The sequence below is a fragment of the Asticcacaulis sp. genome (genome assembly GCF_051956075.1).
Classification (GTDB): Bacteria; Pseudomonadota; Alphaproteobacteria; order Caulobacterales; family Caulobacteraceae; genus Asticcacaulis.
The window spans coordinates 1-25737 of sequence record NZ_JBQCGA010000060.1 but is presented as its reverse complement, the minus strand read 5'-3'; the positions used below and the strand labels follow the sequence as shown (position 1 = coordinate 25737).

Genomic DNA, 25737 nt, shown 5'->3' with positions numbered 1-25737 from the left:
ACGCGCCCAGCTCGTTCAGCATTGACGCGCTTCGCGCATCATCAGGATTGCGAAAAGCACATAAAAAATCTCCGTAAAAAATCTGCGTAAATCTGCGTAAATCTGTGGTTCCCCTTCAATACCCATAAAACCGCGCCAGCCGGTCGAGCCCCTCGCGCACCTTATCCTTCGCCGTGCGGCGCGGCAGGCGCAGGGCTTTTTCGATCACGCCCAGAGTCACGCCTTCGAGGCAGACGCGCGCGATCACGATGCGCAAATCGGCGTCGAGACAGGCCAGCGCCCGATGGCAGCGGTCGCGTGCGTGCAGGCGCGCCACGGACGCATCGTCGCCGCTGCGCACGCCGCCCGAACCGCCCGCGCCATAACGCTCCCAATTGCTGCTCAGCCCCGCCTGCGCATAGCCGCGCGCATGATCGTCGCGCAGGGACTCCAGCGCCGCGACATGGCGCTTTTGCAGGAAGGGCAGACCGTCGCGGTCCGCATGACGCAGCAGGAAGGCGATCGGCGATTCCGCCGTATTGACGCTGCGGCGTTCCCAGCCGGCGTCGCCGACCTGCCAGACCTCGGCGATCTCACGGCTTTCACCCGGCCCCTCGGCCAGCCGCCAGATATCCCCGTCACGGCGCAGAGGCAGATCGAGCGCCGTCACTTGCGACTTGGCTAACCGCATCAGCGCCGGACGGCGCCGGTCGCGCCCCTGCCGCAGGGCGAAATCGCTCCCCTCGCGCTCCAGATGCGCGCCGTTGCGCAGGCGGCGCAAGACCTTCTCCCTCACGACGCCATCTCCATCAGATTGGCGTATAACAGCTTGACCGCCCTGGGCGACGGCGCCGCCTGCAAACAGGCTTCGAGACGCTCCAGCCGGGCGTCGAACGCTTCGTCGTCGCGCATGTCCTCGATCAGGCGGCAGGCGTGGCCCGCCGTCGTGCGGTCGCGTCCGAAGGCCCGCCCGACGCGCGCCAGCGGCCAGCGCCAGCCGATATAGGTCAGATACATGGCCATCTGACGCGCCCGCGCGGCGCGGGCGTGGTTGCGCGTATCGCAGGCGATCTGCGCCGCCGGCACGCCCGTCGCCAGCGCCACCAGCTCCATGACGAACGCCGCGCGCTCGCGATCTTCCGGCGGCGCCTTTTTCGCCGTGCGGCCAACGGTAACCTGTGCCTTGCCCATGGTGTGAACCCTGCCTTCCCCGCGTCCTTACAACAACACTGAGATCATAACCGCGTCGCAGGGATGGAGGATAACTTTCCTATTAGCGCCTTTTAAGCGGAAAATAATCCTATTTTAACCTCACCTTAAGTAGCAAATTAAATTCATATTATTCTGAGTTTATGTAACGTCACAGTGTAACCGCCCCCTGATGACAAGAGGCGTCAGCGCGTTCAAATTGGCGGTGAAAAAATCAGGAGGCCGAGCGGATGCCCGAATGGGCCAGATCGACCTTGCCGATCAGGGCGTCGTGACCCAGGATCATGTCGACGTTCTCGCCATCGCTGGCCAGCGGCAGGCGCAGCCAGAACAGGCTAAGCGCAGGGGCGCCGCGCCACGCCATCGAATGCAGGCCGACATTGGGCTTGCGGTGCGAGACGACGAAGCTGAGATGCTCGGCCCAGTATTGCGCCTCGTCTTCGGTATAGATGGCGTCCAGCGTCTTGCCGGTGATTTCGGCGCCATAGGCGGCGAACAGTTCGGTGCCGGCCAGTCTTTGCCGGAAGCACGAGGCGCGATCTTCGGGCGCCGGGTCCAGCACGTCGATCAGGCTGATGGTCGGCAGACGCAGTTTAATGGCGGAAGGGTCGAAATCGGCGCGCGACGGCAGACGACCGCGACGGCGCAGGCTTTTCCAGTAGCGGAAAACGGCTTCATGCGCATGCAGCGCCGCCAGCATATCGGAAGCCAAACCCGCCATATGAAGAAAGCGCTACTGCCCCAGCGTAAACATTATACCGAATCACCCAAATTCACCTTCTCTTAACTGGCGAGTCCCTGGCAAGCAAAAAAGGGTTAACGCGGCTTTACATCCTGTGCGGAAGCTGTGGATTCTTATGGCGGAATCCCGATCATGAAAAAAGCTCCGGGCTTGCGACCGGAGCTTTTCAAAACGCTATAAGACGTCGGCTTACGCCTTGGCGCGGCTCTTGCGCGCGACCTGACGTCCGCCCTGACCGAGGCCCATCTGCTTGGCCAGGTCCGAACGCGCCTTGGCGTAGTTCGGGGCGACCATCGGGTAATCCTTGGGCAGGTTCCACTTGGCGCGGTATTCTTCCGGGCTCATGCCGTACTTGGTGCGCAGGTGACGCTTCAGCGACTTGAACTTACGTCCGTCTTCCAGACAGATGATGTAATCAGAAGAAATCGACTTCTTGACAGAAACGGCAGGCTCCTTGGGAGCTTCAACCTTGGTTTCCTCGCCTGTCGAAATGGCGTTGAGCGCCTGATATACACTCTGGATCAACGCGGGCAACTCGCCTGCCGGCACGGAATTGTTGCCGACAAAAGCGGAAACGATGTCCGCCGTCATATCCAGGGTATCGGTTTTATTTTCCATTACGCTTATCCCTTGAGAACCTAAAGCTTTCACTAATCCAGTTGCGGCAAGTGTTCAAGTCGTGATCTCAAAAAAAGCGGTAATCCACCTGTAAAAGCTGATATTTACTTACCCTAAATAGCAAAATGCAGGAGATCAGGACTTCAAATCCTGCGCAAAAGCCAGCATGGCGGCGCGTTCAGGCACGCTCAGCGATTCGTAATCGACATCGACGCCGGAGGCGATGGCGCGCAACATGGCGTGGGTCAGGGCCGACGACAAAGACCAGTTCCAGTAACGCAGCACCGTCTGGGCGCGATCGGTCGCCATAATGTCATAGGTGACCAGCACATTGGCCAGGTCGGGGTGGGTCTTGCCGTCCTCATCGCGCATCGGCCGCCGCAAAGCCTTCCACAGCGCGCGCAGCGCCTTGCGCGACAGCCCCGTCGCCTTGCACATCACGGCCAGCCCCTCGCCGCCCGCGTCGCGCATCAGCTTGGCGCCGGTGGCGGGCTTGAGCCCGGCCATATAGGCGATCTCCTCGGCCAGGGTGCGCGTCATGCCGGTCTTGGCCGCCTCGGCGATGGCGGCTTCCAGCGAATCGTAAGGGCTTTTGGCGACCGCCTCGCGATTGCGCTGGCGGCGCTCGATGAATTGCAGCGCCTTGCGCGCCAGCGGGTCTTGCCACTTCTCCTTCGCCATCATGGCGAAGACGTCGCTGGCCATGTCCTGCATGATCTCGCGATTGACGGCGAAGCGGGTCAGGATGATGCGGCGGCATTCGGCATTGGCCCACCAGAACACCACATAGGCCGAGGACGGACGCAATTCAGAACGCTTCAACAACAACGGGATCAGATGCGTATGCGCCTGACTCAGGGCGGCGACCGCTTCAATGGCGGGCTGGGACAGGCGCGCGCGCATGTTTTTCAGCAGGATTTCAATAACGGCGGGGCCGCCGCTCTCGACCAGGCTTTCCGCGATCAGCGGCGGCAGATCCTTGCGCGCGGCCAGCAGCAGATGGTGCGCCTCTTCGCCATGTTTGACGCAATAGTGCAGATCGGCGTCGCTGAGCGCTTCGCAGTCCTCGATCAGGCAGCGCGCCGCCTCCGGCGCATCGACGATCAGCAGACGCACCAACGACCAGGGCGGCTCGGACAGGATGCTGATGCGGCGCGCGGCGCGCACGCGCTCGGCCAGATCGGCGGCGGCCAGCATCTCGACCAGCAGGTCGGAGGTCACCGCGCGCTCAAAGGCGTTGATGCGGCTTTCCGGCAGGCAGACCACGTCGGCCAGACGACGGGTCAGCGTGGTGCGCGCCTGTCGTTTCGGCGGCGCCTCGGAACCGGACGCCTCCGTCACGGCGCCGCCCTCCGCACCCGTATCGGGCTCGGCGCGGACAGCAGCGGACGCGGCGTGATTCGACATGAACGCGATCTTGCCCGCCATCCGTTAATCTTTGGTGAGTTTTGATTAACGCGGCGATTTAGCGCGAAAGCGCAAATATAATAACCGGCTGAGGCGCCTTTACAGGTTCTCGAACAAGGCGGTTGACAGATAACGCTCGGCGAAGGACGGAATAATCGCCACGATGGTCTTGCCCGCATACTCGTCCCGCGCCGCCAGGCGGAAGGCGACTTCCAGCGCCGCGCCGGACGAGATGCCGACCGGCAGGCCTTCCAGACTGGCCGATTTGCGCGCCATGGCGAAGGCGGCTTCGCTGGAGACGGTTTCGACGCCGTCGATCACCGCGCGGTCGAGAATGGCGGGCACGAAACCGGCGCCAATGCCCTGAATCTTGTGCGGTCCCGGCTCGCCGCCCGACAGGATGGGCGAGGAATCCGGCTCAATGGCGATCATCTTCACAGACGGCTTCCTGGCCTTCAGCACCTCGCCGACGCCGGAAATCGTCCCGCCGGTGCCGACGCCGGAGACGACGACATCGACCGCGCCGTCGGTGTCGTTCCAGATTTCCTCGGCGGTCGAGATGCGGTGAATATAGGGATTGGCGGCATTCTCGAACTGAGCCGGAATGATCGCGCCCGGCGTCTCGGCCAGCAATTCCTGCGCGCGGTTGATGGCGCCGCGCATCCCCTTCTCCGCCGGGGTCAGCTCAAGCCGGGCGCCGAGCAGCAGCAGCATCTTGCGGCGCTCGATCGACATGGATTCGGGCATGCACAGGATGCACTTATAGCCCTTGGCGGCGGAGACGAAGGCCAGGGCGATGCCGGTATTGCCGGAGGTCGCCTCGATAATGGTCCCGCCGGGCTTGAGCTTGCCCGCCTGCTCAGCGGCTTCGATCATGGCGATGCCGATACGATCCTTGACCGAGGCCAGCGGGTTGAAGAATTCCAGCTTGGCCAGCACGGTGGCCCCAAGACCTTTTTCGCCGCCCATGGCCGCGGACAGGCGCGGCAGACGCACCAGCGGCGTGTCGCCCATGGTGTCGAGGATCGAATCGAAGATCTTGCCGCGACCGGCGCGGGCGAAACGGGGCGTGTCTGTCATGAGCTGTCTCCGATGTGGGTCTTTTATTATGGAACCGGCGCTTGCGGCGCAGGCGGCATAAGGCTTATTCCGCATTAACGCCTTCTTAAAGGATATTATTACGTCTTGGCTTCAAGTTTAAGGCAAATCACCTCACATTAAAGATAAGCCGCGCTAAACACAGGACCGATATGAACATGGACGATCTGGCCTCCCCTCTGGCTTCCCCTCTGGCTCAAACGGAAACGTCAACGCAGGACCAGACGTCTGAGCAGGGTCTTGAAATGGGCGCGCACGAACTGGCCACGCAACTGGTCGCCAAGCTGTGCCACGATTTCATCTCCCCGGCGGGCGCGATCATTTCCGGTCTCGACCTGCTCGAAGACCCGTCGGCGCAGGATATGCGTCAGGAGGCGCTCAACCTGATCTCGGCCTCGGCGAAAAAGATGGTGACCCTGGTGCATTTCGCGCGCGTCGCCTTCGGCGCGGCGACCTCGGCGGAATCGTTCAATGGCGCGCAATTGCAGAAAATTCTCGACGACGTGTTTGCGACCATGCGCGCCGAACTGGTCTTCGACATTCCGGGCGACGAGGTTTTTTCCAAACCCGCCGCGCGCGCCCTGCTCAATCTCGGCCTGATCGCGGGCAATTCGCTGCCGGTCGGCGGCGTGGCGACCTTGAACGCCGCACATGAGGACGACGCCCTGATTCTGAGAGCCGACGCCAAGGGCGCGCGCGCGCGTCTCAAGCCCGAAGCCATAGAAGGGCTGAAAGGTCTGCCGCTGGGCGACGGCCTGTCCGGCCAGTGGATTCAGCCGCACTGGCTCTACAGCGTCGTGCATGAGGCCAGGGGACAGCTCGACTTCGTCTCCGAGCCCGACGCGTTGAGCTTCACCATCCGCCTTCCGGCCTGATCGCAAACGCATTTTCCCGAAAAACACGCCCGAAACGGCGCGCCGGATGCGCTGCGACATTAAACCGCAGCGCGTCAAACTCAGCGTTTTTCACGAAAACGCTGCAAACGGTAAGATTTTCAGATTTTGTCAATATCTTGCCAACCCTCTCTTAACCAAACCCCGTGATAGTGAGCCGGAACAGGCCCGCCCGTCGTGTATCTGCGACACGTGTATCTGCGGTCAGGCCTTCAACGAGCCATGAGTACGGGGTTGCGCTGTGGACGATCTAATTGCCGAATTCCTGACGGAGACCGCCGAAAGTCTTGAGGTGGTCGATTCCGAACTGGTGAAGTTCGAGGCCAATCCGAATGAGCGCAAGACGCTCGACAATATTTTCCGGCTGGTCCACACCATCAAGGGCACCTGCGGCTTTCTGGGCCTTGGCCGCCTCGAAGCGGTGGCGCATGCGGGCGAGACCCTGCTGGGCCGCTTCCGCGACGGCAAGCTGGAGGTCACGCCCGACGCCGTGACCCTGGTGCTGCACTCGATCGACCGCATCAAGGTGATCCTGGCGGGTCTGGAAGCCACCGGCAATGAACCGGACGGCGACGATCACGATCTGATTGCGCAGCTCGAAGCCATGGCCGAAGGTCAGGCGGTCGATCTGGGCGCCGTGCAGAAGGTCGATGTGCCGGACCGTCCGATCGGCGGCGAGATCGAGCCCGCCGAACTGAACATTCCCGCCCTGTCCACCGCCGCCGCCGCAGAAGCCGCCGCCACCTTGCAGGCGGGCGACGTCGATCCGGCCACGGGCCGCGTGCTTCGCGTCGGCGAAGTCTCCGAAGCCGAGCTGGAGGCCGCCTTCGCCGCCGCCGACGGACCCGAAGACGCTACGGATGGCGCTGCTGGCCTGAAACCGGGCGATGTCGATCCGGCGACGGGCCGGACCTTGCGCCCCGGCGAAGTCTCCGAAGCCGATCTCGAAGCCGCCTTCGCCGCCGCCGAGGCGCCCGACTGGATGGACGAACCGGCGCCCGCCGCCGAACTCAAGACCGAGCCCAAGCCCGAACCCAGGACCGAATCCAAGCCCGAACCCGTCGTCGAAAAGGCGCCGGAGCCGGTCAAGGCCGCTGCGCCCGCGCCGAAGCCCGAAGCCGCCCCGATGGCGATGAGCGACGATCCGCAGGGCATCGCCACCACCCAGTCGATCCGCGTCTCGGTCGACGTGCTGGAAGGGCTGATGACCCTGGTGTCGGAAATGGTGCTGACCCGCAACCAACTGCTCCAGATTTCCAGAAACCGCGAAGACTCCGCCTTCGCCACGCCGTTGCAGCGCCTTTCGACCCTGACCGGCGAATTGCAGGACAGCGTGATGAAGACGCGCATGCAGCCGATCGGCGCGGCGTGGAAGAAGCTGCCGCGCCTGGTGCGCGACCTGTCCTACGAACTGGGCAAGAAGATCGACCTGGTCATGGAGGGCGAAGGCACCGAGCTTGACCGTCAGGTGCTGGAGCTGATCCGCGATCCGCTCACCCATATGGTGCGCAACTCCGCCGACCACGGCCTGGAATCGACCGATGAGCGCGTCCAGCTCGGCAAGCCCGCCAACGGCCAGATCAAGCTGGCGGCCTTCCACGAAGGCGGCTACATCGTCATCCGCATCTCCGATAACGGGCGCGGCCTGAATACGGGCCGCATCCGCGAAAAGATCATCGAAAAGGGCCTGGCCTCGCGCAGCGAAGTCGAGGGCATGAGCGATCAGCAGATTCATCGCTTCATCTTCGCCCCCGGCTTCTCGACCGCCGCCAAGGTGACCAACCTGTCGGGCCGCGGCGTCGGCATGGACGTGGTGCGCACCAATATCGAGCAGATCGGCGGCCAGATCGACCTGACCTCCATTGTCGGCCAGGGCACCACCTTCACCATCAAAATTCCGCTGACCCTGGCCATCGTTTCGGCCCTGATCGTCGGCGCGGGCGGGCAGAAGTTCGCCGTGCCGCAGACCTCGGTGCTGGAGCTGTTGCGCACCGGCGCCAACGCCGAACACCGCATCGAAAAGATCAACGACTCGCTGGTCCTGCGCCTGCGCGACAAGCTTCTGCCGCTGGTGCAGCTTGGCCCGACCCTGCAACTCGAAGCCGCTGTCGATGAGGACGCCACCTTCGTCATGGTCATCCAGGTCGGCGAGCGCCGCTACGGCCTCGTGGTCGCGGACGTGCTCGACACCGAGGAAATCGTCGTCAAACCGCTGGCCACCATCCTGCGCGACGTCGATGTCTTCTCCGGCGCCACCATTCTGGGCGACGGCAGCGTCGTGCTGATCCTCGATCCGAACGCGCTTTCCGAGCGCGCGGGCAATATGCTGGAGGAAAAGCAGGCCGAGGATGGCGAGGAGGTCGTCGAGACCGGCGATTCCGCCAAGGTCGCCATGCTCCTGTTCAAGGCCGGAAGCGGCGCGCCCAAGGCGGTCGAGCTGGAGCATATCACCCGCCTCGAACACGTCGAGGTCGAAAAGATCGAGCGTATGGACGGCCGCGCCGCTCTGCAATATCGCGGCAAGCTGATGCCGATCCTGGGGCTCAACGGCGTCCACGACATTATGAGCGAGGGCATTCAGCCGCTGCTGGTCTTCACCGGCGAAGGCTATGCGATGGGCCTGGCCGTCGATGAGATCGTCGATGTCGTCGAGGACCGCCTGCAGATCGAACTGTCGGCGGACCGCCCCGGCGTGCGCGGCACGGCGGTGGTGTCCAGCCGCGCCTGCGAAATCCTCGATGTCGATTACTACCATCTGCAAGGTCTGGCCGAGCATCAGCGCAAGCCGGGCGCCTCCAGTGAAAGGGCCGTGGCATGAGCCTGCGTGATTATGTGACCCTCCGCGTCGGCGGTCAGTTGTTCGGGGTGGACGCCGCCCGCGTCCACGACGTCTTCCATCCGCGCGGGCTGACGCCCGTGCCGCTCTCGCGCTCCGAAATCGCGGGCGTTCTGAACCTGCGCGGCCGCATCGTCACCGCCGTCTGCGCGCGTCAGCGCCTCGGCCTGCCGCCGCGCCCCGCCGACGCGCCGGAGCCGCTGGCCATCGGGCTTGAGGTGCAGGGCGATTCCTACGGTCTGGTCATCGATTCGGTCGATGAGGTGCTGAAACTGGACGACGAAAAGTTCCACGCCGCGCCCGGCAATCTGCCGCCGCGCTGGAGCGATATTATTGTCGGCGTTTATCAATTGGAAAAGGAACTTCTGATAGTGTTGGACCCGCATACGCTGCTGGACAATTCGCATCTGAAGGCGGCCTGATTTTTGTATCCTAAGGAATAAAACAGGATGAAAACCTGTCTCGTCGTCGATGATAGCCGCGTGATCCGCAAGGTCGCCCGCCGCATCCTGGAAAACCTGTCCTTTGAAGTCTCCGAAGCCGGGGACGGCCTTGAGGCGCTCAAGGCGTGCAAGGAAAAAATGCCCTCGGCCATCCTGCTCGACTGGAACATGCCGGTCATGGACGGCATCACCTTCCTGCGCCAGTTGCGCAAGGAGGATGGCGGCAAATCGCCCGTCGTGGTGTTCTGCACCACCGAAAACGACCTGGCCCACATCACCGAAGCCCTGACCGAAGGCGCGTCGGAATACATTATGAAGCCTTTTGACGGCGAGATCCTGGAAGCCAAGTTCTCGGAAGTCGGCCTTATTTAAACCCCAGTACCGGGCTGTTCCGCATGGCGCTTAATCCGCACACCGCCGCCTCTTTAAGACCGCTCAAGGTCATGATCGTCGACGATTCGGCGGTCGTGCGCGGCCTGATCTCGCGCTGGCTTGAACAGGAGCCGGACATGGTTCTGGCGGGTCTGGCCATCGACGGCGCCAAGGGCGTCGAAAAGGTGCGCGAAATTCAGCCGGACGTGCTGATCCTCGACATCGAGATGCCGAATATGGGTGGGCTCGAAGCCCTGCCCAAGCTGCTGGCCGCCAAGCCGGGGCTGAAGGTGCTGATGGCCTCGACCCTGACGACGCGCGGGGCCAATGTCACCATCCGCGCTCTGGAGCTGGGCGCCGCGGACTATATCCCCAAGCCCGATTCGACGCGCATCGGCGGCGCCGACGGCTTCCGCACCGAACTTCTGACCAAGATCCGCGCGCTGTGCGGTCGCACGCGGCAGTGGCCGACCCCGCCGGGGGCCGCTGCGCCCGCGCCCGAAAAGCCCGCGACGCTGGAGCGTCCCGCGTCTGCGCCATCGGCCTTCACGCCCGCCCCGCGCCCGGTCGCCGCGCCCGCCGCGCCGGTGGTTTTGCGTCCGCGCAGCACCGGCCCCAAGCGCATCGACGCCCTGTTCGTCGGCGCCTCGACCGGCGGCCCGCCCGCCCTGCGCAACTTCCTGATGGGCCTCGGCCCGGACTGGAAGCTGCCGGTCCTGATCGTGCAGCACATGCCGGCCACCTTCACCGCCATCCTGGCCGAACATCTCGACAAGGCCCTGCCGCAAAGGGTTGTCGAGGCGAAGGACGGCATGAATATCGAATCGCGCACAATCTATATTGCGCCCGGCGACTGGCACATGACCGTCAAAGGCCCGCTGGGCCTGCCGACGATAAAGCTGGATCAGGGGCCGCAGATCAACTGGTGCCGCCCGGCGGTCGATCCCCTGTTCCGCTCCGCCGCTGACATCTACGGCAATCACGCGCTTGGCGTCGTGCTGACCGGCATGGGCCATGACGGCCGCGACGGCGCCAAGGCGCTTGTCGATGTCAACGCCAGCGTCTTGGCGCAGGACGAAGCCACCAGCGTCGTCTGGGGCATGCCCGGCGCCGTCGCCGAGGCGGGCCTTGCCGAACTCATAAAACCCATCCCTGCCCTGTCGGCGGCCTGCAAGGCCTTCGCACGAGGAGAACGCCCGCAATGAGCCCTGAAGATATCGACCACCTTGCTTCGACGCTCAAGGCGCGCTCAGGTCTGATCCTCGGCGCCGACAAGACCTATCTGATCGAAAGCCGGTTATCGCCCGTCGCCCGCCGCGAAGGCTTCTCCAATGTCGCCGCGCTTTTGACCTCGCTGCGCGCCAAGCGCGACGAAAAGCTGATGACCGCCGTCACCGACGCGATGACGACCAATGAGACCTTCTTCTTCCGCGACAAGACCCCGTTCGACCAGTTCAAGTCCGACGTCTTGCCAGCTTTGGCCAAGTCGCGCCTGAACGGCGAGATCAAGGTGTGGTGCGCGGCCTGCTCGACCGGTCAGGAGCCCTATTCGCTGGCCATGCTGATGGACGAGCTGCGCATGCAGTATCCGCGCGTCACGCTCGATATTCTGGCCACTGACATTTCCGACCGCTGCCTGGAAAAGGCGCAAGCCGGCCTCTACACCCAGTTCGAAGTGCAGCGCGGCCTGCCCATCACCATGATGGTCAAGCATTTCGAGAAGGTCGATGAGATGTGGCGCATCTCGCCCAAGATACGCGCCTCGGTGCGCTATAAGAAGATGAACCTGCTCGACGATCTGCGCATGATCGGTCGTCAGGATGTGATCTACTGCCGCAATGTGCTGATCTATTTCGATCTGGAAACCAAGAAGCGCGTACTGGAGCAGATGGCGACGCTTCTGCCCGACGACGGCTATCTGCTGCTCGGCGCGGCGGAGACCGTGCTGGGCATTACCGACGCCTTCAAGCCCATGCCGGGCATGCGCGGCCTGTACGTCAAGAACCAGGCCGTCGCCACGCCCGCGCGCCGCATCGCCTAAGCCCTAACCGCGCCCCGCCTTATCCAGCGCGGCGAAATCCGCGTCGCTGAGCGCAATCTCCGCCGCCGCGACATTTTCCTCCAGATGCCTGACCTTGCTTGTGCCGGGGATGGGCAGCATGACCTTTGAACGCTTCAGCACCCAGGCCAGGGCGATCTGGCCCGCCGTGGCGTTGTAGGTCTGCGCGATCGTATCGACCGCGCCGCCGGGCCGCGCCAGCTCGCCCGCCGCCAGCGGATACCACGGGATAAAGCCGATGCCGTTCGCCTCGCAATAGTCGAGCACGGCCTCGCTCTGGCGTTCGACCAGATTGTACTTGTTCTGCACGGTGGCGACCGGAAAGACCTTGCGCGCCGCCTCGATCTCCTCCACCGACACTTCCGACAGGCCCGCATGGCGGATCACGCCGTCGTCCAGCAGCGTCTTGACCGCCGCAAACTGTTCGTCGCGCGGCGTCTTCGGGTCGATGCGGTGCAACTGCCACAGGTCGATGCGCTCGACGCCCAACTGCTCGCGGCTCTTATGCGCCTGTCTGATCAGATAGTCGGGATCGCCATTCGGAATCCAGATATTCGGCCCCTTGCGCGTCAGTCCGCCCTTGGTCGCGATAATGAGGCCGTCATAGGGATGCAGCGCCTCGCGGATCAGTTGCTCGGACACGTCCGGCCCGTAGGAGTCCGCCGTGTCGATAAAATCGACCCCCAGCTCCGGCAGGCGCTTCAAGGTGCGGATCGCCTCGGCCCGGTCGTGCGGCGGCCCCCAGACGCCCGGCCCGGTGATGCGCATGGCGCCATAGCCGAGGCGGTTGACCTTCAGATCGCCGCCAATCGCAAATTGTCCCGCTGCCGATGCGTTCATAATGATGCTCCTGTCTTGCTGTCGCCCAGCCCGCCCCCTTAAATAGGCGCGAACCGGCGGCGTAACACCCGCCCGCATACAGAAAAGACATCATGTACGGACATCGCGACTATATCATCTGGCTATTCTGGGTCGGCAGCAGCGAACTGGCCGCCTTTCTGGTCTGTCTGTGGGCGCTGTGGCGCGGCGGACGCAGCGAGCAGATGTATGCGGGCATTATGGGCAGCGGCTGGATTTTGAGCGCCGTGGCCCAGAGCGGACATCACGGCCCCAATATCGCTTTCGTCCTGCTCGATATCGCGACCCTGATCGGCTTTTTGCTGCTCAGCCTGTACGACCGCCGCCTCTGGATCGCCTTCGCCGCCGCCTGCCAGATCAATGAGGTGGTCACGGTTTTCGTCGGTAAGGCGATCCATCTGAACGGCTACGCCTATGTCACCATGCTGGGCGTATGGGCGGGCTGGGCGCAGATCGTCTGCCTGTTCATCGGCATGATCCAGTACGAGCGCAGATTAAAGCGGTTTAGGCCCGCTCCTTCGTCCGCAGGAATTTTACCTCCGGGAAGCGCTCCGCCACATAGTTGATCTCCCAGCCGGACTTGCCCAAAAACACCGGCGCCTCGTCGATATCGGCGCCCATCTGCGCGCGGTACTTGCCCGCGAAGTCCTCAATCTTCGCCGCCTCGCCGCCCAGCCAGCGCGCCTCGGCGTAAGGCGACGGCTCGAACTGGCATTCCAGTCCGTATTCATTGGCCAGCCGGTCGGCCATGACCTCGAACTGAAGCTGGCCCACCGCCCCGACAATGAAATCCGCCCCGATCGACGGACGAAACAATTGAGTCACCCCCTCCTCGGCCAGCGATTCCAGCGCCTTTTTCAGGTGCTTGGCCTTGAGCGGATCCTTGACGCGCACCCGTTGCAGGATTTCCGGCGCGAAGTTGGGCAGGCCCGCAAAACGCACCAGACCGCTTTCCGACAGGGAATCCCCGACGCGCAGCACGCCGTGGTTCGGAATGCCGATCACGTCGCCGCCAAAGGCGTTTTCCGCCAGTTCGCGGTCCGAAGCGAAGAACATGATCGGCGCATTGACCGAAATCTGCTTGCCAGTGTTCTGAACCTTGAGCTTCATGCCGCGCGTGAACTTGCCGGAGGTCAGTTTCAGCATGGCGATGCGGTCGCGGTGGTTCGGGTCCATATTGGCCTGCACCTTGAACACAAAGCCGGTGACCTCCTTTTCGGTCGGCTCGATTTCGGCCTCGGTCCCGCCGCGCGTGGCTGCGATTGTCTTCGGCGCGGGCGCGTAAGCCGCAATGGCGGCCAGAAGCTGATTGACGCCATAGTGGCGCAGGGCCGAGCCGAAAATCACCGGCGTCATATGGCCTTCGAGGAAGCTTTCGACATCGAACGGCTTGAAACCCGCCGAGATCAGCTCCGCCGTCTCCTGCAATTCGTCGCTTTCCGCGGCGTCGAGCCAGCCGTTTGTCACCGCGTCGTTCAGCGAAGCCGGACCGTCATGGCCCTGATCGTACTCCGCGCCCGACTCGCGGCGCGTGAACGGATAGAATTGCCCCGACGCCAATTCGACCATCCCCCGGAAACGGTTGCCGGACCCGGCGGGCCAGTAGAGCGGCGACGGGTCCAGTTGCAGCTTGGCCGCCACCTCGTCGAGCAGGGCCAGCGGGTCTTCAGCCTCGCGGTCCATCTTGTTGATGAAGGTGATGATCGGAATGTCGCGCAGGCGGCACACCTCGAACAGTTTGAGCGTCTGCGGCTCGATGCCCTTGGCGGCGTCCAGCACCATGATGGCCGCGTCGGCGGCGGTCAGGGTGCGGTAGGTGTCTTCGGAAAAGTCCTCGTGGCCCGGCGTGTCCAGCAGATTGAACATCTTGTCGTCATGCTCGAAGGTCATGACCGAGGACGACACCGAAATGCCGCGCTCGCGCTCGATCTTCATCCAGTCCGAGCGCGTGCGCCGGTTCTCGCCGCGCGCCCGCACCTGCCCGGCGGCCCGGATCGACCCGCCCGCCAGCAGCAGATGCTCGGTCAGGGTCGTCTTACCGGCGTCCGGGTGCGAGATAATGGCGAAGGTTCTGCGCCGCGGCGCTTCGGTCTCAGGCGTATTGCTCATGGCCGCAGCCGATAAGGCCTCGCCGGGTAAAAGTCAAAGGGTGGCGGACGCGCCACGGCGGAACAGGCCCCAATGCAGAGCCCGGCCCATGAACGCCGCGGTCATGCAGATTCCTAAAAACAGCAGTTCGCCGATAACCGGCGGCATATCATTGAAATGCAGATAGCTGAACGTCCTGCCTGCCAGCAAGGCGAGTCCATAGGTTGAAGTAAAGAAAAGTCCCGTCATCAGCACGGCGCTGACATATCCGTAGCGCGGCCTCCACAGACTGAGAGCCATACAGGCAAGCACGGTCGGCATATCGGCCACGACGTAAATCAGTGGTCGCCAGACAGGCTCATGACGCGAATGTAGCATGAGCAGTATGAGGCTCACCGGATTCAAAATGAAAGCCGTCACAATGAAAGCCGACACCACGCCCATCAGATATCCCGTGCCCGACTTCATCCGCCAGCCTGTCGCCGTCATTAGGCAGCCCAGCGACCACGAAAGTCTTCCTCGATCCATGACCTGATATTCCGCCTGCATGGCGGCGCGCCATTCAGCTCGTGCTGACGGCGTGATGACAAAGGCTAAGCGCATCAGCAGGAACGACAGGCGCATTCAGGCCTCCTTGGGTGTGAACGATAAAGCGGTCGCCTGACGACGGTTCGCGGCAAGGGCTTCGCGTCCGGCGTTAGTCAACCGATAGCCGTGGCGGGCCGGACGCCCAGGGCGCTGCGGCGCCAACCACTGGCTTTCGAGCAGGCCGCGCTCGTGCAGCCGGATCAGCAGCGGGTACAGGCTGCCCGATTTAAGGCCGGTCTCGCCTGAAATCTCCAGCCCATAACTCCAGTCGTCACGATGACGATGAAGCACAGCCAGCACATTTATAGCCTGATCCGATAGGCGTCGTGAGCGTGTCATGCGCTAAATATACATATGTAGATTTATTGCGCAAGAACTTATCGCGCCCTTGCCTCCCCTGCCACTATCCGAACCCGTCTCTTATCCACCCGGCGTTATACTGAACGCCATAAAGGAGGCGCTCCCATGCCCAATCCCGTTCATGAAGGCCAGAAGGTGTTTTCGCCCGACCAGCTCAATCAGGCCGGCGAGGACAAGGAATATTTCCACCCGGAAAAAGACCACAAGCTCGACGTCCCCAAGGACGCCAACCAGCACGCGCTGAAGCCCGATGTCGAAGCCGCGCCGGGCAATACGGTCAAGACAGTCAAGGAAAAATAGCTGGCGGTCGCGGCGGCTGGCGCGCTATGACGCGTCATGCTCAAGCCCGGCTCGCCGCTCGCTCAACTGATCAACGCGCCGATGCGCCCCGGTCGCATCGCGTGGATTGGCGTGCGTCCCGCCCGCCGCGCCGCCATGCAGCCGCGAGATGAAGCCACGCTCACCCCCGACAACGGCCTGATCGGCGATCGCTACAGTGGTCGTTCCGGCGAACGCCACCTGACTCTGATCGGCGCGTCTGACCTTGCCGCCATCGCCGAGTTTCTCGGCTTAGAAACCGTCGCGCCGGACCAGCTTCGCCGCAATATCGTCGTGTCCGGCGTCAATCTGCTGGCGCTCAAGGACAAGCGTTTCCGGCTCGGCGGCGCCCTGTTGCAGACCACCGGCGAATGTCACCCCTGTTCCCGCATGGAAGAGACCTTCGGTCCCGGCGGCTACAACGCCGTGCGCGGCCACGGCGGCGTCACGGCGCGGGTGCTGGAAGGCGGCCTGATCCGCCTCGGCGACGCGCTGGAGGTCGCATGAAGCGCCTTCTGCCGCTGCTGCTCGTCCTGACCGCCTGCCAGCCGAAACCCGCCGCCCTGCACGCGCCCGACCTCGCCAACGGCCAGCGCCAGTTCGCCGCCTGCGCAGGCTGCCATTCCCTGCAAAAGAACGTCACCGTCTTCGGCCCAAGCCTTTATTCCGTGTACGGACGAAAGGCTGGCAGCCTGCCGGGGTATGACTACAGCCCCGCCCTGCGCGCCTATGGTCAGACCTGGGATGACGCTACGCTCAATGCGTTTCTGGCCTCGCCCGGCAAGGCGGTTCCGGGCACGCGCATGGGCTTTTGGGGGATGAACGACGCCCAGGACCGGCGCGACCTGATCGCCTGGCTCAAACAGACGCGCTGAACTCGCGGCCCATCTCGCCGCGCTTCACCGCGCCATACCACGCCCAGAGCAGGTGCGCCGCCACCGACCGATACGGCGACCACAGCAAGGCCCGCTCCGCGCAATAGCTTTCATCCGGGCGCGCCTCCAGCCCATCCAGCCAGCCGACCGCTTCACGCAGGGCCACGTCCCCGACCGGAAACAGGTCGAGCCTGCCTTCGGAAAACATCAGATAAACCTCGGCGGTCCAGCGGCCTATGCCTTTGAGCTTTAAAAGCGTCTGCGCCGCCGTCTCGATATCCATGACCAGCAGGGACGCCGCATCGAACTCGCCGCGCAATATCGCCTCGGCCAGCGCCTTCATATAGGCGATCTTGGGCCGCGACAGGCCATAGGACCGCAGCGCCTCGTCGGGGTGATCGCGCACCGTCTGCGGCGTCAGCTCCCCCACCCCCGCCACAACGCGCGCCAGAATCGTATCCGCCGCCTTGACCGACAATTGCTGTTCGACGATCAGCCGCAGCAGCGCCTCGAACCCGCCGGGCCTCAGGCGATACTGGATATGCGCAAACCGTGCGCACAGATGCGACAGACGCGGATCGGCAACGGCCAGGTGGGCGAGATGTTCGGGATCGAGCGCATTGCGGGTCATGCCGCCCGACGCGCCGCCAGCGCGGCCCTGGCCGCATCGTTGAGAAACTGCGACCGGTTGTCGGCGACGCGCTCGATCGCCGCCAGCACGTCCTCGTCCATCATGATATTGACCCGCACCTTGCGACCCGGCAATTCAGCGCGGACCAGAATGCGGCAGACCTCGTCAATATCCGGGTCGCGTTCAATGGCGTCCATATCAGACGGAGTCGGAACAGGCTCCCCGTCCTCGGCCATGCCGGACAGGTGCAGGAACAAGGCTTCTTCCGCCTGGCGCGCCGTCGCCTGAAGCGTGGCCCCTGCGCTGACGCAACCGGGCAGGTCAGGAAAAAAAACGCCAAACCCTTCGACGCCGCGCTCGATAATGGCTGGAAAATAAAGATTCGTCATCGGCCGGTATCCTATCTGAGACTCAATCCGCTCTGTTTCTCTATGCTCTTCAATGTGCCGGTGGGCAGGTCAGCCTTGGGGTGCGGGACCGTCACCACGCCTTTGATGTCCGGGTGGCGAAATTGTTTATGGCTCCCTGACTGGCGAACCTCTTTCCATCCGTTCGCCTCAAGTTTCCGAATAACCTCACGGCTTTTCATCTTCTTGTCCCCCCAGCGCATCATAGCTGCGGGAGTCGTCGTTTGCAATAAAAGTGTGTATAAATGTGTAATTTTAAGCCGTTACGACTTGATGCAGCCCACCTGAGCCACCCGGTATTCACGCCTTAGCGTATCCGCCACAATGCCGTAATTGCGCTTGGTGACGATAGCTTCGGACTCATAGTCCGGCGTGCGCTCGGGCGGATTGGCGATGGCCAGCACGGTCTGCGGCGTCGAGGTGTAGATGCGGCCCCGGCGCGGCGATTCCTTCAGGGTGATCCCGACCACGCGCGACGTATCGTCAATGGCCGGACCGCCGAGAAGCTGATTCAGATCGCCCTTGAGGTCGTGCGTCTGGCCCGCCTTGGCCCAGGCCAGCACGGTTTCATTATGCCCGCCGCGTTTGGAGCGCTCGATCAGGGTCTGACCGATCAGCCGCGCCGTCGCCTCGCCGACCACGCCGCCGGGAAAACCCGGCATGAAGGCGCGCATGCCCGGCTTGACATCCTTCGGATCGACCAGAGGCAGCGGACGCCCGGCGCCGTCGGTCACGCCCATCACATAATTATCGACGCCCTTGATGGCTTTCACCGTCATCGGCGCGGCCAGATTGCCGCCGATATTGATAAACGGATGCGTGCAGTCGCGCACCGAGGCGCTGGCCACGATCCACTCGCCGGACTTCGCGACCGAAAAGGCCGTGCCGGTCATCACCTTGGTGTTGTCGACCGGCAGGTTGATGATCGACATGGCGTTGAACGGAGTATAGGTGGCGAACAGCGACATCTCGCCAATGCCCGGCGGCGGCGGCGCGGGCGGCGCGTCGGAGCGCTCATGCCACTTGCCGGGAACCGCCACCAGGGCGATCAGCGCCGCGCCATAAAGAAGCCAGTCGGCCTTCATCTCTAGCCCGCCACCGCCGCGGCCAGCACCAGAGCCGCCGCCAGCTTGGCCGCGACCAGCAGCACCGCCGCCGACACCTCGCCCTCATTGATGCGCGCGGGCAGGCCGGTGAGCAGGAAATCGACCAGACGGAAGACGAACAGTTGCAGGATGATGGTCGCCCCGCCCCACAGCAGAATTTCGCGCAAACTCGTCGAGGCCGCCATCGACGCCGCCAGCGGAATCGCCAGACCGATGATCACCCCGCCATAGGCGACGGCGGCGGCGGAATTACCCTCGCGGATCTGATGGATTTCCTTATAGGGGGTCAGGATGGAATAGATGGTGGCGCCGATCAGCAGCAGCAGCAGGGTCACGCCCGCATGCAGCAGGGTCACCGGAAAACCGGCGGCGAAGGCCTGCATTTCCGGGCGCAGCACTTCGGGCGACAGGAAATTAAAGTTGAAATCCGACGTCATCACTTACCCCTGGGTCACGCGAACCATGCGCCGTTTGCGGGACGGCGACAGTCTTGGAGCAGACCCTGTGCAAGATCAAGTCCACCCGCGACGCCTGTGGATAAATTTATTATGACAGACGCAAACCCCTTAGCGGTAAAGGGTTAGCCGATCATGCCCGCCGCAAGGTGCGCATAGGGCAGATGGTCTTCAGCCTCGCCCGTGTCCTGTTCTGAAGCAGTCTCAGCGGCAACTTCCGCCGCCGCTTTGGCTTCACGGCGCACGACGCTGGCGCGCTTCTTCTCGCTCTCGGACTTGAGCTGACCACACGCCGCCAGAATGTCGCGCCCGCGCGGCGTGCGGATCGGCGAGGCGTAACCGGCCTTGTTGAGAATGGCGGCGAAGGCCTCGATCGTCTTCCAGTCCGAACACTGATAATCCGTCCCCGGCCACGGATTGAACGGGATCAGATTGATCTTGGCCGGTATGCCCTTCAAAAGGCGGATCAGCTCACGCGCCTCGGCGGGTGAGTCATTGACGCCCTTGAGCATGACATATTCAAACGTCACGCGGCGCGCATTGGACAGGCCCGGATAGGCGCGGATGCCCGCCATCAACTGTTCAATCGGATACTTCTTGTTGAGCGGCACCAGCACATCGCGCAAATCATCATTCGTGGCGTGCAGGCTGATCGCCAGCATGGCCGCCGTGCGCTCGCCCAGAGCTGGCAGTTCCGGCACGACGCCGGAGGTCGAAACCGTGATGCGGCGGCGCGACAGGGCGATGCCTTCATGGTCGGAAATGATGGCGATCGCATCGGCGACATTGTCGAGATTATAGAGCGGCTCGCCCATGCCCATGAAGACGATATTGCTCAGGCGGCGGTCTTCCTTGGGCGACGGCCATTCGCCCAGATCGTCGCGCGCCACCTGCACCTGCGCCACGATTTCGGCGGCGGTCAGATTGCGCACCAGCTTCTGCGTGCCGGTGTGGCAGAACGAGCAGTTGAGCGTGCAACCGACCTGCGACGACACGCACAGGGCGCCCGCCCGGCCGACATCGGGAATATAGACGCTCTCGACCTCGATGCCGGGGGCCATGCGGATCAGATATTTGCGCGTGCCGTCGCGCGAAATCTGCCGCTCGACGATCTCAGGCCGCGCCAAAGTAAAGTGGTCCTTAAACAGCGCCCGCTGATCCTTGGCGATATCGGTCATCAGGTCGAAATCGGTGACGCCGTAATGGTGAATCCAGCGCCAGACCTGTTGCATCCGCATCTTCGCCTTGCGCGGCTCCACGCTTCCCGACGCGATCAGCGCCTCGACCAGCCCCTCGCGCGTCAGGCCCGTAATGTTCACAGGCGACGAAGAAGGCTTTGCAGACAGGTCAAGCGTATGGGCCACAGCGGGATACTCAATTTGCGGAGAAGCCGCGTCCTATACAGGAAGCGGGCGCGAAAGTCCAACCAGCGCCACGGACGCCGAGAATTCACCTCTGAATTGTGAATTTTTTATGACACAACCCAATGCAAATCTCTGATTTACTTGAGTTCCAAGCTTTAACGCCAGGGAAGCGGCCCCGGATATTAAACCGCCATTAAGCCTCATCGGGCAGCAAATGGAAGCAGTGCAGCATAGTTTTTGAGGATCGTCTGAACATGAACGCCCTGTTTGCCCGCATCCGGCTTGCCCATCTGATCGGGCTTTTAACCGTCGCGCTTGTAGGGCTGACGGCTGCGGCCCTGATCGTCGTGGTCAGTTTTCAGGTTCAGGCGGACGCCACCCGCACCGCGATCCGCTTTCAGAACGCCGCCATGCGCATCGACGCGTCTATCCTGCAGGGCCAGTTTGGCGACGCGCTCGTGGATTGGACGCCGGATGGCAATGTCAGGAAGGTGACGCTGGATCAGTTGCCCGAAGCCTCGGCGAACGACCTCGTCGATCAGATGGCGCGCGTATCGGGTCAGGCGGCGACCCTGTTCACCTATGACGCGGCCAGCGACGACTTCGTGCGCGCCGCGACCTCGATCAAAAAGCCGGACGGAACGCGCGCGACCGGAACCAAGCTCGGCCATGACAGCCAGGCCTGGAGCGATGTTCGCGCTGGCAAAACCTATATCGGCAAGGCCAAAATCCTGGGCAAGCCCTATTACACCATCTATCAGCCGGTCGTGAACACGCAAGGCAAGGTGATCGGCATCCTGTTCTCCGGCACCGCCGCTCACGACATTTCCGGCGCCGCCGCCCGGCTGATGGTCAAGATCAGCATCATGGGCGTCGCGCTCATCCTGCTGTTCGCCGCCGCCGCCTTTTTCGCGTCGCAGCGCCTGATGGCGCCCTTGCAGCGGCTGGAGCAGAGCGTCGTCGCCATTGCCGACGGCCGCTACGACGAGGAGGCGCCCTATACCGACTGGCGCAACGAAATCGGCAGCATGGCGCGGGCGCTGGAGCAGTTTCGCATTCAGGGCGTCGAACGTCTGCAACTGGCGCAGGCGCGCGCACAGGATGAGGCGGGCAAGGCTGAGCGTCAGCAAAAACTGGAAACCTTGGTCGCGGCGTTTCAGGCGGAGATCGCGCAGGCCCTCGACGGCGTCGCCGTGGCCAGTGACGATATTCTCACGGCCAGCGACACCTTGAGCCGCGCCAGCCAGCACACCGCCGACAACGCCGCCCGCGCCGGTCAGGCGGCCTTCGACGCCTCCGACAATGTCCAGACCGTCGCCAGCGCCACCGAGGAGCTGACCGCCTCGATCCACGACATCGGCGAGCAGGTGACGCGCGCCAATGCCGCGGTCGGCGAGGCCACACGCGTCACCTCGGACACCAACGCCAAGGTGGCCAGCCTGGCCGAGGCCGCCGGTCGCATTGGCGAAGTGGTCGGGCTGATCCAGGCCGTCGCCGCCCAGACCAATCTGCTGGCGCTCAACGCCACCATCGAAGCGGCGCGCGCGGGCGAGGCGGGCAAGGGCTTCGCCGTCGTCGCCTCCGAGGTCAAGTCGCTGGCCCAGCAGACGGCGAAGGCCACCGCCGACATCTCGACCCAGATCGCCGCCATCCAAAGCTCGACCCAGGCGACGGTCGCCGCCATCGGCGACATTACCGGCGCCATGGGCGACGTCACCGCCTTCACCTCGGCCATCGCAGCCGCCGTCACCCAGCAGGGCGCGGCGACACAGGACATTTCGCGCAATGTCGCCAGCGCTTCCGGCGGCGCGCAGGCGGTCAGCGAGACCGTCGCGCGCATGCAGTCGGAAACCGCGCACACCGCGCAGGCCGCCGGACAGGTGGCGCAGGCCTCGCGCGAAATTTCCGAACGCAATACGCGCATCCGCACCCTGATCGCCACCTTTCTGAGCGAAGCTGACGCGGCCTGATCCTGACGCGCTTTAAACGCACCGCGCCGGTGTCCGGCATCGCGTCCTGATCCCTGACGCGGTTATGCTTCCTTCTGAAAGGAGAGCCGCCATGACCCAGAAAAATGCAACACAGAAGAAATGGTCGCAGGAAGTCACCGAGCATTCCAATGCGATGGACACCAAGAAGGACATCTTCACCTCGCACAGCCCGAAGAAGATCGCCGAGTCGCTGAAACACTCGGCGGAGCAGAGCCACCGCCGCAAGTCGAGCCCCTACCGCTCAGCCATGTCGATGCTGACCTTCTACATCAATCGCGCGGGCGATAATCTGTCCAAGCGCCAGCGCGGCGTGCTGGAAAGGGCCAAGGACGAGCTGCGCGAAGCCTTCGGCAGGCCGCAGAAAACCTAAACCTATCTGCCGATATAACGCTCCGGCTTGTGAAAGCCGATCAAAACGCCGCTCATGGCGATAGCCGACATGAGCGAGAACAGCACCTGATGCGGTTGCAGGACCAGAATCGAGGCCGACAGGATCAGGGCGTCGCAGGTCATCTGCGTCTTGCCCGCATTGATCCCTTTGCGCTTTTGTAAGAACAGCGCCAGCACGCCCGTGCCGCCTGCCCCCGCGCCGTGCCGCGCCAGGGCCAGAATCCCCATGCCGATGATGGTGCCGCCGAACAGGGCGGCGAAGATCGCGTTGACGCCGGACAGGTGAAACGCCAATGGCGCGCCCTGCGCCGCGCCCATAATGGCCAGATTGACCAGCACGGTCTTGATCATGAAGCGCCTGCCCATGGCGGGCCAGGAGAACAGGAAGAACGGAATATTGATCAGGGTGAACAGCACCCCGACCGGCAGCGGCACGATGTAGGACACCAAAAGCGCAATCCCGGCCACGCCGCCGGTGACCAGACCGACCGCCTTCAGAAAGATCATCCCCAGCACGATGAACGAGACGCCGATCGCAAAGGCGTACACATCCTCGATCAGCGTATGTTTGGCGACCGGATAAAGTTCCGTCTCGCCGGGCGCGAGTTGCGCGGCGGCCTGTTCAAGGGTGGTCGGCGACATGGGGAGCGCTCCGCAGATTATGCGGTTGCAAAATATACTATGTTGCAGCGCAACTCAACTGCCGCCCTCAGCCCTGCTGGCATACCGGGCAGGCCGGATCGGCGGCCAGTCTGACGATGCGGCTGTCAAAACTCAGCCCATCAAAGATCATCAACCGCCCTTTGAGCGTCTCGCCCGCCCCGGTGATCCATTTCACGGCCTCCAGCGCCGCCAGCGTCCCCATCACCCCGGCCAGCGCCCCGACCACGCCGACGCGCTCGCAGGTTTCGGCGTCGGGCGGAACCTCCGGCACGAGGCACTGATAACATGGCGAGCCGTCAAACGTCGCCAACTGCCCGGAAAAGCGCCCGATCGCCGCCGAGATCAGCGGCACTTTCAACCCGTGACAGACCCGGTTGACCAGCAGCCGCGTCGGAAAATTGTCGCAGCCGTCGATGACCAGATCATAACCGCCCAGCACCTCCGCCGCATTACCCTCATCGAGCCGCAGCCGGTGAATGCGGCAATCGCAGTACGGATTAAGATCGTTGAGATGGGTCGCCGCGCTTTCCGCCTTGGACGCGCCCGCATCGCGCGTCGCATACAGCACCTGCCTTTGCAGATTGCTCAGGGAGACATGATCGTCGTCGATCAGGCCCAGCGTCCCAACCCCTGCCGCCGCCAGATAGAGCGCCGCCGGCGCGCCGATCCCGCCCATGCCGACCAGCGCGACCCTGGCGGCCCTGAGCTTCATCTGCCCCTGACCGCCAATCTCGCGCAACACAATATGCCGCGCATAACGGTCCAGTTCATCGTCGGTGAGATCGGGAGAATTTGTCATCGGATCAGGCTCCTTCCCTCTCCCCATGACATGGGGAGAGGACGACAGGCAAGGCGAAGCCGCAGATTGTCGGGTGAGGGGCCGCCCGCCGTTTGAACAAAGGAGCGTGACATCCCCTCACCCGGTCGCCTGCGCCGCAGTCGCGGCTTGTTTCCCGTCCTCTCCCCGTGAACGGGGAGAGGGAAAGACAAACCTAGCCCAGCCCCTTCGCACCTTCAACGAGGTCAGCCACCACCGACGGATCGGCCAGGGTCGAGATATCGCCGAGCGCTTCGGGCTGGCCCTCGGCGATCTTGCGCAGGATGCGGCGCATGATCTTGCCGGAGCGTGTCTTGGGCAGACCCGGCGCCCACTGGATCACGTCGGGCGAGGCGATCGGCCCGATCTCCTGCCGCACATGGTCGCGCAGCTCTTTTTTCAGCGCGTCCGTGCCGACAACGCCCGATTTCAGCGTGACATAGCACCAGATGCCCTGCCCCTTGATGTCGTGCGGATAGCCGACCACCGCCGCTTCGGTGACGCCCGAATGGCCGACCAGCGCGCTTTCGATTTCCGCCGTGCCGATGCGGTGGCCGGAGACGTTCAGCACGTCATCGACGCGGCCGGTGATCCAGTAATAGCCGTCCTCATCGCGGCGGCAGCCGTCGCCAGTGAAATACTTGCCCGGATAGGTCGAAAAATAGGTGTCGAGGAAGCGCTGATGGTCGCCATAGACGCTGCGCATCTGGCCGGGCCACGAATCGACAATGCACAGATTGCCTTCGGTCGCACCGTGCAATTCCTTGCCCTCGGCATCGACCAGCATCGGCACGACGCCCGGCAGGGGTTGCGTGGCCGAGCCGGGCTTGAGCGGCGTCGCGCCCGGAACCGGCGTGATCAGGTGGCCGCCGGTCTCGGTCTGCCACCAGGTATCGACGATCGGGCAGCGCTCATTACCGACAACGCGGTGATACCACAGCCAGGCTTCGGGATTGATCGGCTCGCCGACCGTGCCGAGCACGCGAAGGCTGGCGCGCGAGGTCGCTTTCACCGGCGCCTCGCCTTCGCGCATCAGGGCGCGGATGGCGGTCGGGGCGGTATAGAAGGTGGTGACCTTGTGCTTATCGACCACCTGCCAGAAACGCGAAGAGTCGGGATAGTTGGGCACGCCCTCAAAGATCAGCGAGGCGCCGCCGTTCGACAGCGGGC

Annotated in this window: 31 protein-coding genes; 12 read left to right on the top strand and 19 right to left on the bottom strand. The window is 63.5% G+C overall.

What is annotated here, in order from left to right:
* Positions 1 to 115: 115 nt before the first annotated feature.
* The 6 genes from ACTHLA_RS15470 to cysK all read right to left on the bottom strand — a co-directional run bounded on the left by ACTHLA_RS15470 (position 116) and on the right by cysK (position 5035).
* A complete protein-coding gene (locus ACTHLA_RS15470) occupies positions 116 to 775 on the bottom strand; it encodes a DUF6456 domain-containing protein (RefSeq protein ID WP_440191360.1) in 660 nt (219 codons plus the stop codon).
* On the bottom strand, positions 772 to 1170 hold the full coding sequence (locus ACTHLA_RS15465; RefSeq protein WP_440191357.1) for a helix-turn-helix domain-containing protein: 399 nt from the start codon (positions 1168 to 1170) through the stop codon (positions 772 to 774). Before ACTHLA_RS15465 ends, ACTHLA_RS15470 begins: the two co-directional genes overlap by 4 nt.
* 232 nt (positions 1171 to 1402) lie before the next feature.
* Entirely contained in the window at positions 1403 to 1909 is a 507-nt protein-coding gene (gene mopJ, locus ACTHLA_RS15460; RefSeq protein WP_440191354.1) for a motility/cell cycle regulatory protein MopJ, read from the bottom strand.
* A 210-nt stretch (positions 1910 to 2119) separates the two neighbouring features.
* On the bottom strand, positions 2120 to 2548 hold the full coding sequence (locus ACTHLA_RS15455) for a MucR family transcriptional regulator (RefSeq protein WP_440191351.1): 429 nt from the start codon (positions 2546 to 2548) through the stop codon (positions 2120 to 2122).
* Between the two features lie 135 nt (positions 2549 to 2683).
* Positions 2684 to 3955 carry a DUF2336 domain-containing protein gene (locus ACTHLA_RS15450; RefSeq protein WP_440191348.1) on the bottom strand — a complete coding sequence of 424 codons (1272 nt, stop codon included), beginning with the start codon at positions 3953 to 3955 and terminating at the stop codon, positions 2684 to 2686.
* A gap of 99 nt (positions 3956 to 4054) precedes the next feature.
* Positions 4055 to 5035 carry a cysteine synthase A gene (gene cysK / locus ACTHLA_RS15445; protein WP_440191345.1) on the bottom strand — a complete coding sequence of 327 codons (981 nt, stop codon included), beginning with the start codon at positions 5033 to 5035 and terminating at the stop codon, positions 4055 to 4057.
* A gap of 176 nt (positions 5036 to 5211) precedes the next feature.
* On the opposite strand from cysK, the gene chpT reads away from it, so the two are divergent.
* The 6 genes from chpT to ACTHLA_RS15415 all read left to right on the top strand — a co-directional run bounded on the left by chpT (position 5212) and on the right by ACTHLA_RS15415 (position 11638).
* Entirely contained in the window at positions 5212 to 5928 is a 717-nt protein-coding gene (gene chpT / locus ACTHLA_RS15440; RefSeq protein WP_440191342.1) for a histidine phosphotransferase ChpT, read from the top strand.
* A gap of 259 nt (positions 5929 to 6187) precedes the next feature.
* A complete protein-coding gene (locus tag ACTHLA_RS15435; protein ID WP_440191339.1) occupies positions 6188 to 8764 on the top strand; it encodes a chemotaxis protein CheA in 2577 nt (858 codons plus the stop codon).
* Entirely contained in the window at positions 8761 to 9204 is a 444-nt protein-coding gene (locus tag ACTHLA_RS15430; RefSeq protein WP_440191336.1) for a chemotaxis protein CheW, read from the top strand. Before ACTHLA_RS15435 ends, ACTHLA_RS15430 begins: the two co-directional genes overlap by 4 nt.
* 27 nt (positions 9205 to 9231) lie before the next feature.
* Positions 9232 to 9597, top strand: coding sequence for a response regulator (locus tag ACTHLA_RS15425; RefSeq protein ID WP_440191333.1), 366 nt, complete (start codon positions 9232 to 9234; stop codon positions 9595 to 9597).
* A 23-nt stretch (positions 9598 to 9620) separates the two neighbouring features.
* The gene (locus tag ACTHLA_RS15420; RefSeq protein ID WP_440191330.1) at positions 9621 to 10802 is read left to right on the top strand and encodes a protein-glutamate methylesterase/protein-glutamine glutaminase; all 1182 of its coding nucleotides are present in this window, start codon (positions 9621 to 9623) and stop codon (positions 10800 to 10802) included.
* Positions 10799 to 11638: a CheR family methyltransferase gene (locus ACTHLA_RS15415; RefSeq protein ID WP_440191327.1), complete on the top strand. Its 840-nt coding sequence runs from the start codon at positions 10799 to 10801 to the stop codon at positions 11636 to 11638. The genes ACTHLA_RS15420 and ACTHLA_RS15415 overlap by 4 nt, the downstream gene beginning before the upstream one ends.
* Positions 11639 to 11641: 3 nt before the next feature.
* Here ACTHLA_RS15415 and ACTHLA_RS15410 read toward each other — a convergent pair whose 3' ends face one another.
* Entirely contained in the window at positions 11642 to 12496 is an 855-nt protein-coding gene (locus ACTHLA_RS15410; RefSeq protein WP_440191324.1) for an aldo/keto reductase, read from the bottom strand.
* Positions 12497 to 12588: 92 nt separating this feature from the next.
* Here ACTHLA_RS15410 and ACTHLA_RS15405 point away from each other — a divergent pair, with 92 nt between their 5' ends.
* A complete protein-coding gene (locus tag ACTHLA_RS15405; RefSeq protein ID WP_440191321.1) occupies positions 12589 to 13080 on the top strand; it encodes a hypothetical protein in 492 nt (163 codons plus the stop codon).
* Here the strand turns inward: ACTHLA_RS15405 and ACTHLA_RS15400 are convergent.
* Genes ACTHLA_RS15400 through ACTHLA_RS15390 form a run of 3 tightly spaced genes read right to left on the bottom strand, consistent with a single transcriptional unit; the run spans position 13019 to position 15490 of the window.
* On the bottom strand, positions 13019 to 14623 hold the full coding sequence (locus ACTHLA_RS15400; protein WP_440191318.1) for a peptide chain release factor 3: 1605 nt from the start codon (positions 14621 to 14623) through the stop codon (positions 13019 to 13021). The two genes, ACTHLA_RS15405 and ACTHLA_RS15400, sit on opposite strands and share 62 nt — an antisense overlap.
* Before the next feature lie 33 nt (positions 14624 to 14656).
* Entirely contained in the window at positions 14657 to 15226 is a 570-nt protein-coding gene (locus ACTHLA_RS15395; protein WP_440191315.1) for a hypothetical protein, read from the bottom strand.
* On the bottom strand, positions 15227 to 15490 hold the full coding sequence (locus tag ACTHLA_RS15390; RefSeq protein ID WP_440191312.1) for a PadR family transcriptional regulator: 264 nt from the start codon (positions 15488 to 15490) through the stop codon (positions 15227 to 15229). It lies immediately after the preceding gene.
* Positions 15491 to 15655: 165 nt separating this feature from the next.
* On the opposite strand from ACTHLA_RS15390, the gene ACTHLA_RS15385 reads away from it, so the two are divergent.
* From ACTHLA_RS15385 to ACTHLA_RS15375, 3 genes are read left to right on the top strand one after another with little or no spacing between them, the layout of a single operon-like run.
* Positions 15656 to 15850, top strand: coding sequence for a hypothetical protein (locus tag ACTHLA_RS15385; RefSeq protein WP_440191309.1), 195 nt, complete (start codon positions 15656 to 15658; stop codon positions 15848 to 15850).
* A 36-nt stretch (positions 15851 to 15886) separates the two neighbouring features.
* A complete protein-coding gene (locus ACTHLA_RS15380) occupies positions 15887 to 16375 on the top strand; it encodes an MOSC domain-containing protein (RefSeq protein ID WP_440191306.1) in 489 nt (162 codons plus the stop codon).
* Positions 16372 to 16743, top strand: coding sequence for a c-type cytochrome (locus ACTHLA_RS15375; protein WP_440191303.1), 372 nt, complete (start codon positions 16372 to 16374; stop codon positions 16741 to 16743). The genes ACTHLA_RS15380 and ACTHLA_RS15375 overlap by 4 nt, the downstream gene beginning before the upstream one ends.
* Here ACTHLA_RS15375 and ACTHLA_RS15370 read toward each other — a convergent pair.
* From ACTHLA_RS15370 to rlmN, 6 genes are all read right to left on the bottom strand, one after another.
* Positions 16727 to 17374 (bottom strand): DNA-3-methyladenine glycosylase family protein, encoded by a 648-nt coding sequence (locus ACTHLA_RS15370; RefSeq protein ID WP_440191300.1) that lies wholly within the window; start codon positions 17372 to 17374, stop codon positions 16727 to 16729. The genes ACTHLA_RS15375 and ACTHLA_RS15370 overlap by 17 nt on opposite strands.
* Entirely contained in the window at positions 17371 to 17763 is a 393-nt protein-coding gene (locus ACTHLA_RS15365) for a type II toxin-antitoxin system HicB family antitoxin (RefSeq protein ID WP_440191297.1), read from the bottom strand. Before ACTHLA_RS15365 ends, ACTHLA_RS15370 begins: the two co-directional genes overlap by 4 nt.
* Before the next feature lie 11 nt (positions 17764 to 17774).
* Positions 17775 to 17963: a type II toxin-antitoxin system HicA family toxin gene (locus ACTHLA_RS15360; protein ID WP_440191294.1), complete on the bottom strand. Its 189-nt coding sequence runs from the start codon at positions 17961 to 17963 to the stop codon at positions 17775 to 17777.
* 81 nt (positions 17964 to 18044) lie between these two features.
* Positions 18045 to 18866 carry a peptidase gene (locus ACTHLA_RS15355; protein WP_440191291.1) on the bottom strand — a complete coding sequence of 274 codons (822 nt, stop codon included), beginning with the start codon at positions 18864 to 18866 and terminating at the stop codon, positions 18045 to 18047.
* A gap of 2 nt (positions 18867 to 18868) precedes the next feature.
* Positions 18869 to 19324, bottom strand: a complete 456-nt coding sequence (locus ACTHLA_RS15350; protein ID WP_440191288.1) for a DUF350 domain-containing protein — start codon at positions 19322 to 19324, stop codon at positions 18869 to 18871.
* A 143-nt stretch (positions 19325 to 19467) separates the two neighbouring features.
* Positions 19468 to 20706, bottom strand: coding sequence for a 23S rRNA (adenine(2503)-C(2))-methyltransferase RlmN (gene rlmN, locus ACTHLA_RS15345; protein ID WP_440191285.1), 1239 nt, complete (start codon positions 20704 to 20706; stop codon positions 19468 to 19470).
* Positions 20707 to 20960: 254 nt separating this feature from the next.
* Here rlmN and ACTHLA_RS15340 point away from each other — a divergent pair, with 254 nt between their 5' ends.
* Together ACTHLA_RS15340 and ACTHLA_RS15335 are read left to right on the top strand one after the other, a co-directional pair.
* Positions 20961 to 22676, top strand: a complete 1716-nt coding sequence (locus ACTHLA_RS15340; RefSeq protein ID WP_440191282.1) for a methyl-accepting chemotaxis protein — start codon at positions 20961 to 20963, stop codon at positions 22674 to 22676.
* A 91-nt stretch (positions 22677 to 22767) separates the two neighbouring features.
* Positions 22768 to 23067, top strand: a complete 300-nt coding sequence (locus ACTHLA_RS15335; RefSeq protein ID WP_440191279.1) for a DUF3175 domain-containing protein — start codon at positions 22768 to 22770, stop codon at positions 23065 to 23067.
* A gap of 2 nt (positions 23068 to 23069) precedes the next feature.
* On the opposite strand, the gene ACTHLA_RS15330 is transcribed toward ACTHLA_RS15335, so the two are convergent.
* The 3 genes from ACTHLA_RS15330 to ACTHLA_RS15320 form a co-directional block, all read right to left on the bottom strand.
* Positions 23070 to 23729 carry a YitT family protein gene (locus ACTHLA_RS15330; RefSeq protein WP_440191276.1) on the bottom strand — a complete coding sequence of 220 codons (660 nt, stop codon included), beginning with the start codon at positions 23727 to 23729 and terminating at the stop codon, positions 23070 to 23072.
* A 67-nt stretch (positions 23730 to 23796) separates the two neighbouring features.
* The gene (locus ACTHLA_RS15325; protein ID WP_440191273.1) at positions 23797 to 24549 is read right to left on the bottom strand and encodes a HesA/MoeB/ThiF family protein; all 753 of its coding nucleotides are present in this window, start codon (positions 24547 to 24549) and stop codon (positions 23797 to 23799) included.
* Between the two features lie 193 nt (positions 24550 to 24742).
* Positions 24743 to 25737, bottom strand: a 995-nt coding sequence (locus ACTHLA_RS15320; RefSeq protein WP_440191270.1) for an AMP-binding protein, incomplete at its 5' end; no start/stop codon positions are given.

Coding starts and splice junctions, on each gene's coding strand:
- ACTHLA_RS15325 (WP_440191273.1), bottom strand. CDS start 24,549: ATGACAAATTCTCCCGATCTCACCGACGATGAACTGGACCGTTATGCG.
- ACTHLA_RS15365 (WP_440191297.1), bottom strand. CDS start 17,763: ATGACGAATCTTTATTTTCCAGCCATTATCGAGCGCGGCGTCGAAGGG.
- ACTHLA_RS15395 (WP_440191315.1), bottom strand. CDS start 15,226: ATGCGCCTGTCGTTCCTGCTGATGCGCTTAGCCTTTGTCATCACGCCG.
- ACTHLA_RS15335 (WP_440191279.1), top strand. CDS start 22,768: ATGACCCAGAAAAATGCAACACAGAAGAAATGGTCGCAGGAAGTCACC.
- ACTHLA_RS15425 (WP_440191333.1), top strand. CDS start 9,232: ATGAAAACCTGTCTCGTCGTCGATGATAGCCGCGTGATCCGCAAGGTC.
- mopJ (WP_440191354.1), bottom strand. CDS start 1,909: ATGGCGGGTTTGGCTTCCGATATGCTGGCGGCGCTGCATGCGCATGAA.
- ACTHLA_RS15385 (WP_440191309.1), top strand. CDS start 15,656: ATGCCCAATCCCGTTCATGAAGGCCAGAAGGTGTTTTCGCCCGACCAG.
- ACTHLA_RS15430 (WP_440191336.1), top strand. CDS start 8,761: ATGAGCCTGCGTGATTATGTGACCCTCCGCGTCGGCGGTCAGTTGTTC.
- ACTHLA_RS15405 (WP_440191321.1), top strand. CDS start 12,589: ATGTACGGACATCGCGACTATATCATCTGGCTATTCTGGGTCGGCAGC.
- ACTHLA_RS15370 (WP_440191300.1), bottom strand. CDS start 17,374: ATGACCCGCAATGCGCTCGATCCCGAACATCTCGCCCACCTGGCCGTT.
- ACTHLA_RS15415 (WP_440191327.1), top strand. CDS start 10,799: ATGAGCCCTGAAGATATCGACCACCTTGCTTCGACGCTCAAGGCGCGC.
- ACTHLA_RS15400 (WP_440191318.1), bottom strand. CDS start 14,623: ATGAGCAATACGCCTGAGACCGAAGCGCCGCGGCGCAGAACCTTCGCC.
- ACTHLA_RS15360 (WP_440191294.1), bottom strand. CDS start 17,963: ATGAAAAGCCGTGAGGTTATTCGGAAACTTGAGGCGAACGGATGGAAA.
- ACTHLA_RS15450 (WP_440191348.1), bottom strand. CDS start 3,955: ATGTCGAATCACGCCGCGTCCGCTGCTGTCCGCGCCGAGCCCGATACG.
- ACTHLA_RS15455 (WP_440191351.1), bottom strand. CDS start 2,548: ATGGAAAATAAAACCGATACCCTGGATATGACGGCGGACATCGTTTCC.
- ACTHLA_RS15355 (WP_440191291.1), bottom strand. CDS start 18,866: ATGAAGGCCGACTGGCTTCTTTATGGCGCGGCGCTGATCGCCCTGGTG.
- ACTHLA_RS15330 (WP_440191276.1), bottom strand. CDS start 23,729: ATGTCGCCGACCACCCTTGAACAGGCCGCCGCGCAACTCGCGCCCGGC.
- ACTHLA_RS15340 (WP_440191282.1), top strand. CDS start 20,961: ATGAACGCCCTGTTTGCCCGCATCCGGCTTGCCCATCTGATCGGGCTT.
- ACTHLA_RS15410 (WP_440191324.1), bottom strand. CDS start 12,496: ATGAACGCATCGGCAGCGGGACAATTTGCGATTGGCGGCGATCTGAAG.
- ACTHLA_RS15375 (WP_440191303.1), top strand. CDS start 16,372: ATGAAGCGCCTTCTGCCGCTGCTGCTCGTCCTGACCGCCTGCCAGCCG.
- ACTHLA_RS15380 (WP_440191306.1), top strand. CDS start 15,887: ATGCTCAAGCCCGGCTCGCCGCTCGCTCAACTGATCAACGCGCCGATG.
- ACTHLA_RS15350 (WP_440191288.1), bottom strand. CDS start 19,324: ATGACGTCGGATTTCAACTTTAATTTCCTGTCGCCCGAAGTGCTGCGC.
- ACTHLA_RS15420 (WP_440191330.1), top strand. CDS start 9,621: ATGGCGCTTAATCCGCACACCGCCGCCTCTTTAAGACCGCTCAAGGTC.
- ACTHLA_RS15465 (WP_440191357.1), bottom strand. CDS start 1,170: ATGGGCAAGGCACAGGTTACCGTTGGCCGCACGGCGAAAAAGGCGCCG.
- cysK (WP_440191345.1), bottom strand. CDS start 5,035: ATGACAGACACGCCCCGTTTCGCCCGCGCCGGTCGCGGCAAGATCTTC.
- chpT (WP_440191342.1), top strand. CDS start 5,212: ATGGACGATCTGGCCTCCCCTCTGGCTTCCCCTCTGGCTCAAACGGAA.